The organism is Scandinavium lactucae, assembly GCF_033843265.1.
Taxonomy (GTDB): domain Bacteria; phylum Pseudomonadota; class Gammaproteobacteria; order Enterobacterales; family Enterobacteriaceae; genus Scandinavium; species Scandinavium lactucae.
Map to the genome: position 1 here is coordinate 200,376 of NZ_JAWXRD010000027.1, position 12,651 is coordinate 213,026.

A 12,651-nucleotide genomic window follows, 5' to 3' on the forward strand; every position below is an offset into this window, starting at 1 on the left:
TGATTTCCCAATTGGGTGAGAAGGATTATCTGTTCTCACTACTGTCTGTTTGATGGTTTTCGGTAAAATGTCACACACTTATCTGCAAACGCTGCCTGCTGGTATGCCCGAGGTAGTTCATTCTCCATGGCGATGGTGTTTTCATTAATAGATTCTTCGTCAACGCCATAACGTTGTAGTTCTCCCTCCAAATATTTATATATTTCAGCAGTGGCTTTTTTATCTGACTCCATGAGTTGCCTGTTTATACTGTCCATCGCAAGATAACAGGCTACACGGTTATTTACCTGAACAAGCCCGGCATGCGCCTGCGACAGAAAACCTGTGAATAACAGAGCCGCCATTATCGTTCTTTTCATCTTACATCCTTAATTAAGGTCATTTATTTGGTTCATTGTTGAGCCTAATGCAATGCGAGGACAGGTTATGTCCATGTAGGGAAAATTATTTGGATATTCCTTGCCTGACTCGCTCTCTTATCAGAGGAGCCAACCTCACTTTCCCGGGAGAAATAACCTCCGTTACTGTTTCCACCCTCAATAAGTCCCGTCGTCCTGTCCGACGGGAAACATAAAACTGCTGGCAAATATCATTAACCGACAGAGAATTGCCGGTATAGAGCTGGAGCAATATCCACCCCAGTCTTTCAGAGATCTTCTCGCCTCGTGACTGACGCATCATGGGTACCTGTCTAGTTTTGTTTTAACAGTCCATCGGCCAAAAGTGGCTCTAAGACACTGTAATATCGATGTTAATTATGCGGTGTAAAACTGCCGTTGGGGTAATGGAGTCTTCGTTATCATCCTGTCACTGGGGAATGCGCCATTTGGGCCTAAACCACGAGGGATCTGAGATCCCCCGTGTCTGCACATGTTTATGCGAACAGCCAGGAATAAGAGATATCATCCCCATGCTGTGATGCACGCCGCATGCAGAAAATTACAAAGCCGCCCGCTTTCTTCCTGTTCATAACGGGTCAACAACTTTCCTCAGTTACCGTTACCTGGTAAACCCCCATTGCCAGGTATTCAATAAAATTACTCTCCCATAAAGACCAGAGCTCATTCATCTCTGTTGTTATCGAAATATCGCCAATCAGATAATGGAAGACGTAATGACCCGACCAGCAAAAGTCTATTTCCTTTTCCAGTTCAGGATAGACTCGCCCCATGTAACTAAAGTCTGTGACATAATCGAAATACCACTCGTTATCCTTACGGATGAAACGCATTTCAACCGGATGAAATCCGCCGGATTCTGCACTGTAGTCTGGGTCACGAAAATTAATGACCACTGCCCTGACCGATGTTTGCTGAGATTGTTCTGTCAGAAGCGCAGTGATGTGCTGCTGAAATAATTTGGTAACAGGCAGCGTTAATCCTGCCTGTTTTAAGGCGTACTGGGTTTGCATAATGAATGTTCCTGAAGAAGATGAACAGTGGTGAGTAGCCGTTTCTGGTTGTATGAACGTACTGGTAAAGAATTAACCCTCTGCGTTCTTTTCTCTATCCCCAACTTTGCTGAGTGTTTTCAGGCGCACACGCCAGTCGGCGTATAAAACATGCGTAAATAACTTCTCCGGATGCGCCTCCAGCAGACATATATCTGGCGAGCGCAGAACAGCAGCCAGAAAACCAGAATTATTGGCACTAGCCCCTTTAAATAATGGTCTGAATACGCCGGATGTGAAACCCGTTATCGGTTGTACTTCGAGTACACTTTCAATTTTAGAAAGTGAAATCCAGTCCTTAGAGAACAATCCTCCGCTGCCATTTGCCAGTAGGCGCAGATAAAGCTCATTATCTGTTTCAGACATTGCCAGTTGCCATGTCAGCATACCACTGGCCTTAGGACTGATTTTTTCCGCCTGCCCTGATTCAATGAGCAGCTTATAACTCTCTTCAGGTAATGTTTTCTCATCTTCAGTGATACCATTCTCAACATCGCTTAAATCATTATTTAACTCCAGCTCATCGTTTTCATTATTATTTTTTCCTGACTTTAATTTTCTCATTTCCTTCTCCTCATTTTAATCTGATTTACAGACGGAATTCCGCCATAGACATTAATGTATCAATACCGCCCAGAGGACAATTGGGATGAAACAACAGATAAATACCATTCCCGTTATCTTCTGTAATTGATAGCATCAAGTAATACTCTTCTGTCAGACGGACCACGAACTCTGGGTTTGCAATTAAATGATGAATTACATCCAATACGTGTCGCTTAATACCTTCAGGAACATCATCGGGTTCAATGTATATTAATGTTACACCGACCTCTCCCCAGAAATTCATTGCAGAAGATTCATCATCAAATGGGAGTATCAGCTCTTTTCTCAGGACAGTCATAACTGAATCGGGAAGAAGGAGCGACGGCAGGTCTTGCCAGTTCGAGACAAATTTCATTGTACAACCCTCATAAATAAAAACCCCGATACGTTTTAAGTATCGGGGTTATGTAGACAGGAAAATAATCTTGAATTGCCTTTAGTGGTCATCTATATACGCTCATAATACCCACACGATTTACAGACCAGCACTGGCGCATTATTTCTCTCTCGCTGCTCCATAAATCCAAAGAGGCGTTTTATTGCCCTGATGATGTCTTTGAGCAATTCTGCCATTTGATCCGGGCTGATATAACCAGCAGGCGTTGTCAGGAACCGATCATCACGAGTCAACTCAGCTATCTTTCCGGCTGTTTCCGTCACTGTGTTTCGGCTATCGCACTTAGGACATTTTAACGGCATAATCATTCTCCACGTTTAAGGGGTGCTAAAATCATCATTGTTACCGACAGTAACGGTGTTCAAAAGAAGATCTGTTACGCCCTGCCCGGTCTGACGCATACGCTCTGGTGTCAATTTCGCGTAGCGCTCCGTGCTTTGAATACTGGCATGCGCCAGCTGGGCTTTAACGTCATACAGACTGTACTGACCACTGGAGACAAGTAATGATGCGACGGAATGTCGCGTGGTGTGAAAACAGACTTCACTCTTATCTATACCGCATTCGGCCAGTATTTTTTCATACGCCCACCGTGGTTCTGATATCGGCTTTCCATTATCTTTTACGGCAAACAGATAGGGGTTACTGCCAACCCTTGGGATCGAATCTATAATCGATAATGCGACATCACTGAGATACACAGTCCTGCTTCGACCATTCTTAGTATAAGGAATGAACAAGGACCTGTTACCCCGATCAATATGTTTGTGCATGACGTTAAGCATTTCTGATTTGCGGGTGCCAGTTAGCAGCAACATGGCGATCAGCCCTCCGGCAGCTTTATTTCGGTATCGAGATGCAGCATCGAGGATCCTCCTGATCTCATCAGCGTCAAAAAAGCGCGTCCGCTGATTATTCTCCTTCAGCAAAGGGATCTTATCGGCTTCATTCTTCTCCAGGACATCCTGTCGTAGCGCATAACGGCCCATGGTTTTCAGAATAGCCAGTGCCCTGTTACAGGTAGACGGTGCATACTGCTGGCCGTGAATACGGCCCTCAAGCATGTCGAAAAGCACCTGCTGGATCTCCCGGGCCCGAAGGTCGCAGTAACGAATCTTCCCCAGACGGGATTCAATATATTGCGTGAAACGCTGCACATCCTTATCCCAGGACTTTTTATGGCGCTTGATGAACGGAACATAGGTCTGGTGGAAAAACTCACTAAGTGTGGGCATGGCACGGTAGTTATCGCGTTCCGCTTTCGGGTCATTACCCAGTGCAATTGACTCTTTGTGACGACGTGCTATCTGACGGGCTGTCCCCACATCAATTTCAGGGAATCTGCCAATACTGATACTTTTTTTGGTACCGTGGAATGTGTAGCGCAAGAGAAAACGTTTGTTACCCGTTCGGCCTGAGAGACATTTAAGGCCGATGACTTCGGTATCAGACACCTCAAGCTCTGTAGATCGAGTATCTGTGTTTGCCGGAAGGGCTTTGATGGATGAATTGGTGAATCGGAAGGATTTCTGCATGATTATCCTCATGTATCTTACTGATATCATAATAATAATATGTAAATAAAAAGGGGGTTGTTGCGGGTGGGCTTGGCCTGGGCGGGAGATTGTTTATGGGGATTAATTGTTAATAGTAGAATTTCAGCTCTGCGCCAGAAGCTGACGTAGAGAGGTTCTGACAAGCTCTCGTATCGTGGCAAAATTTTGGCTACCGCTTTCCTCGCAGCAACTGACTTAGTTGACCACGTCGAGTGTGATAATCTGATGTTGGTAAAATTCTAATCGGAGGAAATATGCACGGACCTGATCCAATGAACAAACACCCAATGGAGGGATTTCCTCAGGTTTGTTTCATTAAAAATACAGTGACAAACCCAAACATTATCATCGGAGATTTCACGTATTATGATGATCCAGAGGACGCGGAGAATTTTGAACGAAATGTTCTGTATCACTTCCCGTTTATCGGCGACAAATTAATTATCGGTAAATTTTGTGCTATCGCGAAAGGTGCCCAGTTCATCATGAACGGTGCTAACCATAAACTATCAGGCTTCTCTACCTTCCCGTTTTACATCTTCGGCAATGGATGGGAAAAATCGACACCGCAATCCGGCGATCTCCCCTATAAAGGAGACACGATTATCGGGAATGACGTGTGGATAGGATATGAAGCACTTATCATGCCCGGTGTGAAAATTGGTAATGGCGCAATTATTTCCTCGCGATCCGTTGTCACAGCCGATGTACCTGCCTATACCGTCGTTGGGGGGAACCCAGCAAAAGTGATAAAGAAAAGATTTTCCGATGAAATAACATTGGAATTAGAAAAACTGGCTTGGTGGGATTGGCCCGTAGCGCGAATTACGAGATCTCTCGCCGCGATCATGACCAATGATATCGAAGCTCTTCGTAAAATAGCGTAGTCAGGTTTGACCCATTCAGTTTTGATCGGGACAGGCTGCTAATGGAAGACACTATGCATAACGATGAATCCAAACGCTGGCTGGAACGCTGGAGGCTCGTCCCTGATGGTCCTCTACTCATAACCCATACCTCACATCTTCTGCCAGTTATCAGGGTAACAAATGGCAGTAAAGCCATGCTAAAAATTACCTACGATGAATCCGAGCAATTGGGCAATGCGCTGATGGTATGGTGGGAGGCAAACGGGGCGGCCAGAGTTTTTGCTCACGAAAATGAGGCCATTCTTCTGGAGCGGGCAACAGGCCCCGCTTCATTGTCACTTATGTCCAGAACAGGGCAGGATGACGCTGCATGCCATATCCTATGCAGGGTAGCAAACAAGCTCCATGCCTCCCCAAAATACCCATTGTCAGCGCTGACACCTCTGCGTCAATGGTTTTCGCCTCTGGACGTTGCGGCTCAAAGATACGGTGGTATTTTGGCCTATAGCGCTAAAGTCGCGGAAGAATTACTATCAACACCGCTTGATCTTGTCTCGCTACATGGTGATTTACATCACGGAAACGTCCTTGATTTCGCTGAATCAGGTTGGCTGGCAATTGACCCAAAAGGGTTAAGTGGTGAGCGAGGATTTGATTTTGCCAATATCTTCACGAATCCAGATCTTGGCGATCCGGCATATCAAGTAGCAAGAGTGCTGAGTATTTTTAAACAGCGACTTGAAATAATCACTGCGTTATCCGGAATACACAGAGAGCGACTGCTTATGTGGATAATTGCATGGTGTGGTCTATCAGCTGCGTGGTCACTCGAAATCAATAACTGTGTATCAGTTCAGCTCGATGTCGCGAAGTTGGCTATTGCTGAACTGAGCAATTACCCTAAGCGACTATTGAAGGAGTAATTATGAACGTGAGAAGGTTTATAGACGGTGATGAAATTACTTTACTAAATGTTTTTTTATCATCGGTACGCACCATCGCAGCACACGATTATACACCAGAACAAATTGATGCCTGGGCTCCAGTAAACATTAACCAACGAAAATGGTTCAGCCACATAAGAGAGCTAAGACCCTTTGTCGTTGAGGTTAACGGTGAAATAGTTGGATATGCTGATCTTCAATCCAACGGTTATATTGACCATTTCTTCGTGTCAGGAACCATGTCGAAACAAGGTGTCGGAACACTGCTGATGAATCGTATTTATGAAGAAGCAGCGATGCTTGGCATTAAAGTCCTTATGTCAGATGTAAGCAAGACCGCAGAACGATTTTTTCTACATCATGGTTTTAATGTTGTCGAACGCCGCTTCCCTTTCCGGCGCGGCGTAATGCTGGAAAATGCATTAATGCAAAAAAAGCTTTAACGAATGTAACGTTGGTATGAACGATTAGACCGGCAAGGTCGTATTGAAACACCACAGTTCAAGAAAACGTCTGCTGCTCGCTCATAGCGGACACCTGTGATAATTAATTCCGACGCAAAATCTAATCAGCATGTTACTTTGTCTACTGCTGGTCAAATCGTTCAAGTGATTTCAGCAGCTCCGCCAGATTGCGGTCTAATTTTTCCAGTATGGTATCTGAAATGCCTGACAAGATTTCCCTTTCATTTTCGACATGCTTTTCCACGGCCCGATCAATTAACGCCACACCCTCCTGCGTCAACTGAACCAGCATGCTGCGCGCATCATTCGCATTGACCTGACGGCTGATTAAGCCTCGTGCCTCCAGACGTTTGAGTCGGTGCGTCATCGTGCCAGAGGTGACCATCAGTGCCGAAAACAGCTCAGTCGGGCTGAGGCTGTAAGGTGCGCCAGCCCGGCGCAGCGTCGCCAGCATATCAAATTCCCACATGCTCAATTCAAATTCTGAAAACGTTGATTCAAGTCGCTGCTCCAGCAGCGCGGTACAACGTTTCAGACGGCCAATTGGTCCCATTGGGCTGCAGTTCAGATCGGGTCGTTCGCGCTGCCACTGCTCAAGAATGACATCAACCGCATCGTGCAAGGGTTTATTCATATCGCTCATTTGTCTTGACTTCAAGGTAGTTGATGGACAGACTGATTTTATCTTTAATTCAAGATAAAGGCAAAATCATGAACACCTTATTTTCTTTGACTTACTGGCGTGACGTCCTGCTGACTGCCCTGGCGCCGGCGATATGGGGTTCCACTTATCTCGTTACAACACAGTTTCTTCCACCAGATCGACCCTTCACCGCAGCCCTGATTCGTGTTCTTCCGGCAGGGATCCTGCTGTTACTGCTTACCCGCCGTTTCCCTGCTTACCGTGACGCTGGACGCCTGCTGATTCTCAGCGCACTCAATATCGGTGTGTTTCAGGCGTTGTTGTTTATTGCTGCCTACCGATTGCCCGGCGGACTCGCCGCCGTTATAGGGGCGATTCAGCCACTTTTAGTGATGGTACTTGCCTGGACTGTCGATCATCGTGCACCACGACAAATTACGTTATGGGCAGCGCTGGCAGGCTTATTCGGCATGGCTATATTGTTACTTTCTCCGCAGACGGTGTTTGAACCTGTCGGTATTGCTGCTGCATTGCTGGGTGCAATCTGTATGGCAACCGGCATCTGGCTGACTCGCCGCTGGCAGATCGACTTGCCAGTGATGGCGTTGACTGGCTGGCAGTTAGTGCTGGGAGGGTTAATGCTGGCACCAGTGGCATGGATGGTTGATGCGCCCTTACCAGCCCTGACCCGATCGCAATATACCGCGTATGCCTATTTGTGCCTGGCGGGTGCCTTTATCGCATACGGTTTATGGTTCCGAGGCATCAACCAGCTGCCTGGCATAGCCGTAGCTTCATTAGGATTGCTCAGCCCACTGGCTGCTGTCTTGCTTGGCTGGATAGTGCTTTCTCAGGCACTAAGCGGCACCGCTTTGATGGGCCTCGTGATTGTGCTGATCAGCGTATTAGTTGTTCAATACACATCTGTTCGTTCTGATTAACGCTTGAACCATACAGAACGTTCTAACTAGTATTTCCGTACATCATCCTGTTAATTAACGGGTTTCAATCCACTTTTCTTAACCTGACCGCCCGCTTGTGGAGAAGTATCACTCTCCTTTTTTTGACAGCAGATTTCTCTTTCAGCTTAGAAAGGGGCGAGGTAACGTAGCAGAAAACCTGAGTTCGGACGTAATATCATGCCTTCTGTTGAAACCTTCATGACTTTCGTTCTCGCCCTGACGCTTCTGGCGATTTCTCCTGGGCCTGACATAATGCTGACTATTGCCAGAGGCGTCGGTCAGGGAAGGCGTATTGCTTTACCCACGGTGCTGGGCAATGTGTTTGTGGCAGGTTTTGTGCAGGTTTCTTTTCTGGTTTTAGGACTGGTAACCGTCGTTCACGCGTGGCCGGTTGCGCTGGATCTGCTGAGATGGGTTGGTGCAGCTTATCTGATATGGCTGGACATAAAAATGATTGCTACTTCAGGCACAGACACCCGTTTGCGGAAAACCGCAAGGATTTCTGACTGGAATGCCGTTAAGGAAGGTGCGCTGAACAGTCTGACTAACCCGAAATCACTGCTGTTCATGTTTGCTTTTCTTCCTCAATTCGTCGATCCGGCTGCGGGTCCTGTCTGGCTGCAACTACTTGTTCTGGGCCGTGTCCAGAAACTGGCTGGAATTTTGTCCCTAGGTTCAGTCGCAATGGCATCAGGAACATTTGGAAACTGGTTGGGTAAACACCCCGGCTTTATCAAATGGCAGGAGCGTTTTACAGGCGTTGTCATGGTAGGGCTTGGCATGCGCATGTTCTTCGGCGGGTCTAATGTAGTATCGAAGCCTGCGAAATAAGTTTCAACTACAGGGTAAGCTATATGTCCGCTTTTCGCTCTCAGCGGACATTTACCTTTGGCATTTCGAAAACAGGGAATTCACAACTATTCACTCAGTTTCAGAATCGTCAAACGCATCAAAACAGCACGTAACTAAATCAGACCAGAACCGTACCGGAACCACGAAACAGGAGCCCTGTTATCTATGCTTGAAGGGAAACGAATGAGGTGGTATTACCTGGCGTGAGAAGGCACGTCATTGCACCCCGTGAGCACAGGATATGCACAGGGCGTGAATTGCGTGCACAAAAAAACCACCCGAAGGTGGTTTCACGACACTGCTTATTGCTTTGATTATTCTACTTTTTCCCATGGTAGCCGGAGTGGGACTTGAACCCACACAGCGCGAACGCCGAGGGATTTTAAATCCCTTGTGTCTACCGATTCCACCATCCGGCCTCGGGGAATAAATTGGAGGCGCGTTCCGGAGTCGAACCGGACTAGACGGATTTGCAATCCGCTACATAACCGCTTTGCTAACGCGCCGAAGTACTATCACATCCGCAATTGCCGATGCGTCTAAATTGGAGCGGGAAACGAGACTCGAACTCGCGACCCCGACCTTGGCAAGGTCGTGCTCTACCAACTGAGCTATTCCCGCAGATCAGATGACTAACTTAATCATTTGATTTTATTACCGTCTGGCAAGCTGTGCTGCCGTTCGATGCGATGCATTCTACTTACCTGACGCACTGAGTCAACGTTAATTTTCACCGCAACGGATCGTTTGATGAAATTTACGTCGAAACGATCACTGTTCAAGCAAATCGCCGCGTGCCGCGTTCAGATACTGGAACATCGACCACAGTGTCAGCACCGCCGCAACCATGAACAGACCAATCCCGGCCCATTCAACCCACTCGTTTGGACGCCACAGCATCCACACCAGCGCCGCCATTTGCGCAGTGGTTTTCACTTTACCAATCCACGACACTGCCACGTTGCTGCGCTTACCGAGCTCCGCCATCCACTCACGCAGTGCGGAGATGATAATTTCACGCGCGATCATGGTCGCCGCAGGGAGCGTCACCCACCAGGAGTGATAATGCTCAACCACCAGCACCATGGCGATCGCGACCATTACCTTATCGGCGACCGGATCAAGGAACGCACCAAAACGGGTGCTCTGATTCCAGCGACGCGCCAGATAACCATCAAACCAGTCGGTTATCGCCGCCACGAAGAAAATCAGCGCACAGGCAAACGGGGCCCAGACAAAGGGAAGATAGAACGCCAGCACGAAAAACGGGATCAGGATGACGCGAAACAATGTGAGCAACGTAGGGATATTAAATTGCATGGCGACGGTAACTATCTGTTGTCAGTAAAATTAGCCCTATGTTGCTACAGAGCCCCTAATGTTTCAACGAGTAGAAGATCTTTTCTGCCAGACCGTGCGAAATGCCCGGCACTTTTGCAATATCTTCCACACTCGCTTTCTGCAAACCTTGCAATCCACCCATGTATTTCAACAACATTTGGCGGCGCTTCGGTCCGACACCCTCGATAGTCTCAAGGGTGCTGGTACTTTTCACCTTGGCGCGTTTTTTCCGGTGACCGGCGATCGCATGGTCATGCGATTCATCACGAATATGCTGGATAACGTGCAGCGCCGGAGAATCCGACGGCAGGTTAAAGCCCTCACCTTCCGGCTCGAAGAATAACGTTTCCAGCCCGGCCTTACGGTCACTGCCCTTCGCGACGCCTAACAGCAGCGGGTGATGCTTATCCCAGCTCACGTCCAGCTCGGCAAAGACCTGTTTCGCCTGGCCCAATTGGCCTTTGCCCCCGTCGATCAGAATGACATCGGGGATTTTGCTTTCTTCAATATCTTTCCCGTAGCGACGGCGCAACACTTGGTTCATCGCCGCATAATCATCACCTGGGGTGATGCCGGTGATGTTGTATCGACGGTATTCCGCCCGTAGCGGGCCATTGATGTCGAATACCACGCAGGAGGCCACGGTTTGTTCTCCCATCGTGTGGCTGATGTCGAAACACTCCATGCGCTTCACTTCTGGCAGCTTCAATTGCGTTGCCAGCGCCTGCAAACGTTGGGTGATGGTCGAATGCTGCGAAAGTTTGGTGACCAATGCAGTGGCCGCATTGGTACGGGCCAGTTTCAGGTAACGCGCACGATCACCACGCGGTTTAGTCTGGATGTTAATCCGCCGCCCGGCAAGCTCGGTTAGTGAATCGGCCAGCAGGGTTTTGTCGCCAAGGTTGAAATCGAGCAGGATTTCCCCCGGCAGGGTTCTCGCCTGGCTGCCCTGTAAATAGAACTGGCCGACAAAGGTTTCCACCACTTCACCCGCCTCGGTTCCGGCAGGCACTTTCGGGAAGTAGCTGCGGCTGCCGAGCACTTTGCCCTGACGAATAAACAGCACGTGTACGCACGCCATGCCGCCGTTAAAGGCCACACCGATAACGTCCAAATCATCGCCTTCGTTAGAAACGAACTGTTTTTCGGTTACGCGGCGCACTGCCTGAATTTGATCGCGAATACGCGCCGCTTCTTCGAACGCCAGCGACTGACTGGCTTTTTCCATCCGGGCCACCAGCAAATTCACTACCTGTTCATCTTTTCCGGCGAGAAACAGCCGCACGTAATCAACCTGCTGGGCATACTCGTCTTCGCTGACCAACCCTGCGACGCATGGCCCGAGACAGCGGCCAATCTGGTATTGCAGACACGGTCGGGAGCGATTGCGGTACACGCTGTTTTCGCACTGACGGATCGGGAAGATTTTCTGTAACAACGCCAGGGTTTCCCGCACGGCGTAACCGTTGGGGAACGGGCCAAAGTATTCGCCTTTCGCATGTTTCGCACCACGGTGCATCGCCAGCCGTGGGTGCGTATCGCCGCTGAGGAAGATAAACGGATAGGATTTGTCATCGCGCAGCAGAACGTTATAACGCGGCTGATAAAGTTTGATGTAGTTGTGTTCAAGCAGCAGCGCTTCCGTCTCGGTATGCGTGACGGTAACATCAATCTGAGAAATTTGCGCGACAAGTGCTTCCGTTTTACGCGACGCAAGGTTGCTACGGAAATAGCTGGAAAGGCGTTTTTTAAGGTCTTTGGCTTTACCGACATAAATAACCGTGCCGCCGGCATCGTACATACGATAAACGCCGGGCTGGCTGGTCACGGTTTTTAGAAAGGCTTTTGAATCAAATACGTCACTCACTGACTTGCTAACGACTCCGCATTGCACAGGCCATGGCGAATTGCCAGGTGCGTCAGCTCGACATCGCCATGAATGTTTAATTTGCTAAACATACGATAGCGATAGCTGTTCACCGTTTTCGGGCTGAGATTCAACTGCTCGGAAATCTCAGTCACCTTCTGACCTTTGGTGATCATCAGCATAATCTGCAATTCACGTTCAGACAAACTGGCAAACGGTGATTCTGTTTTTTCTGGCTCAATTTGACTCAACGCCATTTGCTGAGCGATGTCTGATGCAATGTAACGCTGACCGGCGAAGACGGCGCGGATGGCGTTGACCACCTCCTGTGGTGCGGCCCCTTTGGTAAGATAGCCCGCGGCCCCTGCCTGCATAACCTTGGCTGGCAGTGGATTTTCCGTGTGAACGGTTAACATGATGACTCGGGTATCTGCGGTGGAGCGCGCAATTTTACGCGTGGCTTCCAGCCCGCCAATTCCTGGCATATTCATGTCCATTAGCACGACGTCTACCGGATTGGCGCGGCACCACTTCACCGCATCTTCGCCACAGCAGACTTCACCGACAACTTTAATACCCTTTATATCTTCGAGAATGCGTCGTATCCCTGCGCGCACTAGTTCGTGGTCATCAACAAGAAGGATGTTGATCAAAGGAATAATCTCCAGAATAGGGATAACGCAACTAACTCTAAATTCGC

The 12,651-nt window shown here is 48.4% G+C and carries 15 protein-coding genes and 3 tRNA genes; 5 read left to right on the top strand and 13 right to left on the bottom strand.

Annotated elements, in window-relative coordinates; translation table 11 throughout:
• Positions 1 to 38: 38 nt before the first annotated feature.
• From SIK69_RS08950 to SIK69_RS08970, 6 genes are all read right to left on the bottom strand, one after another.
• Positions 39 to 359: a hypothetical protein gene (locus tag SIK69_RS08950; protein ID WP_319785932.1), complete on the bottom strand. Its 321-nt coding sequence runs from the start codon at positions 357 to 359 to the stop codon at positions 39 to 41.
• An 85-nt stretch (positions 360 to 444) separates the two neighbouring features.
• Entirely contained in the window at positions 445 to 681 is a 237-nt protein-coding gene (locus SIK69_RS22930) for a DeoR family transcriptional regulator (protein ID WP_375341503.1), read from the bottom strand.
• A 295-nt stretch (positions 682 to 976) separates the two neighbouring features.
• A complete protein-coding gene (locus tag SIK69_RS08955) occupies positions 977 to 1,411 on the bottom strand; it encodes a DUF2787 family protein (protein ID WP_045331645.1) in 435 nt (144 codons plus the stop codon).
• Between the two features lie 72 nt (positions 1,412 to 1,483).
• Entirely contained in the window at positions 1,484 to 2,014 is a 531-nt protein-coding gene (locus SIK69_RS08960; RefSeq protein WP_063139136.1) for a hypothetical protein, read from the bottom strand.
• A gap of 25 nt (positions 2,015 to 2,039) precedes the next feature.
• Complete coding sequence (locus SIK69_RS08965; RefSeq protein WP_319785933.1) at positions 2,040 to 2,411, bottom strand: hypothetical protein; 372 nt, start codon at positions 2,409 to 2,411, stop codon at positions 2,040 to 2,042.
• 359 nt (positions 2,412 to 2,770) lie between these two features.
• Positions 2,771 to 3,988, bottom strand: coding sequence for a site-specific integrase (locus SIK69_RS08970; RefSeq protein ID WP_319785934.1), 1,218 nt, complete (start codon positions 3,986 to 3,988; stop codon positions 2,771 to 2,773).
• A gap of 275 nt (positions 3,989 to 4,263) precedes the next feature.
• Here SIK69_RS08970 and SIK69_RS08975 point away from each other — a divergent pair, with 275 nt between their 5' ends.
• Genes SIK69_RS08975 through SIK69_RS08985 form a run of 3 tightly spaced genes read left to right on the top strand, consistent with a single transcriptional unit; the run spans position 4,264 to position 6,265 of the window.
• Positions 4,264 to 4,896 (top strand): Vat family streptogramin A O-acetyltransferase, encoded by a 633-nt coding sequence (locus tag SIK69_RS08975; RefSeq protein ID WP_319785935.1) that lies wholly within the window; start codon positions 4,264 to 4,266, stop codon positions 4,894 to 4,896.
• A 53-nt stretch (positions 4,897 to 4,949) separates the two neighbouring features.
• Positions 4,950 to 5,801, top strand: coding sequence for an aminoglycoside phosphotransferase family protein (locus tag SIK69_RS08980; protein ID WP_319785936.1), 852 nt, complete (start codon positions 4,950 to 4,952; stop codon positions 5,799 to 5,801).
• A gap of 2 nt (positions 5,802 to 5,803) precedes the next feature.
• Positions 5,804 to 6,265, top strand: a complete 462-nt coding sequence (locus SIK69_RS08985) for a GNAT family N-acetyltransferase (protein ID WP_319785937.1) — start codon at positions 5,804 to 5,806, stop codon at positions 6,263 to 6,265.
• Positions 6,266 to 6,407: 142 nt separating this feature from the next.
• Here SIK69_RS08985 and SIK69_RS08990 read toward each other — a convergent pair whose 3' ends face one another.
• Positions 6,408 to 6,929: a MarR family winged helix-turn-helix transcriptional regulator gene (locus SIK69_RS08990; protein WP_374941365.1), complete on the bottom strand. Its 522-nt coding sequence runs from the start codon at positions 6,927 to 6,929 to the stop codon at positions 6,408 to 6,410.
• A 68-nt stretch (positions 6,930 to 6,997) separates the two neighbouring features.
• Here SIK69_RS08990 and SIK69_RS08995 point away from each other — a divergent pair, with 68 nt between their 5' ends.
• Positions 6,998 to 7,870, top strand: coding sequence for an EamA family transporter (locus SIK69_RS08995; RefSeq protein ID WP_319785975.1), 873 nt, complete (start codon positions 6,998 to 7,000; stop codon positions 7,868 to 7,870).
• Positions 7,871 to 8,068: 198 nt separating this feature from the next.
• Positions 8,069 to 8,722, top strand: coding sequence for a LysE family translocator (locus SIK69_RS09000; protein ID WP_319785939.1), 654 nt, complete (start codon positions 8,069 to 8,071; stop codon positions 8,720 to 8,722).
• A gap of 353 nt (positions 8,723 to 9,075) precedes the next feature.
• On the opposite strand, the gene SIK69_RS09005 is transcribed toward SIK69_RS09000, so the two are convergent.
• The 6 genes from SIK69_RS09005 to uvrY form a co-directional block, all read right to left on the bottom strand.
• Positions 9,076 to 9,162 (bottom strand) — tRNA-Leu (locus SIK69_RS09005).
• 13 nt (positions 9,163 to 9,175) lie between these two features.
• Positions 9,176 to 9,249: transfer RNA gene (locus SIK69_RS09010), tRNA-Cys, on the bottom strand.
• 39 nt (positions 9,250 to 9,288) lie between these two features.
• Positions 9,289 to 9,364 (bottom strand) — tRNA-Gly (locus tag SIK69_RS09015).
• Positions 9,365 to 9,514: 150 nt separating this feature from the next.
• A complete protein-coding gene (gene pgsA, locus SIK69_RS09020; RefSeq protein WP_097164896.1) occupies positions 9,515 to 10,063 on the bottom strand; it encodes a CDP-diacylglycerol--glycerol-3-phosphate 3-phosphatidyltransferase in 549 nt (182 codons plus the stop codon).
• A 55-nt stretch (positions 10,064 to 10,118) separates the two neighbouring features.
• Positions 10,119 to 11,951, bottom strand: a complete 1,833-nt coding sequence (uvrC, locus tag SIK69_RS09025) for an excinuclease ABC subunit UvrC (protein ID WP_319627788.1) — start codon at positions 11,949 to 11,951, stop codon at positions 10,119 to 10,121.
• Positions 11,948 to 12,604: a UvrY/SirA/GacA family response regulator transcription factor gene (gene uvrY, locus SIK69_RS09030; protein WP_319627787.1), complete on the bottom strand. Its 657-nt coding sequence runs from the start codon at positions 12,602 to 12,604 to the stop codon at positions 11,948 to 11,950. The genes uvrC and uvrY overlap by 4 nt, the downstream gene beginning before the upstream one ends.
• Positions 12,605 to 12,651 lie beyond the last annotated feature (47 nt).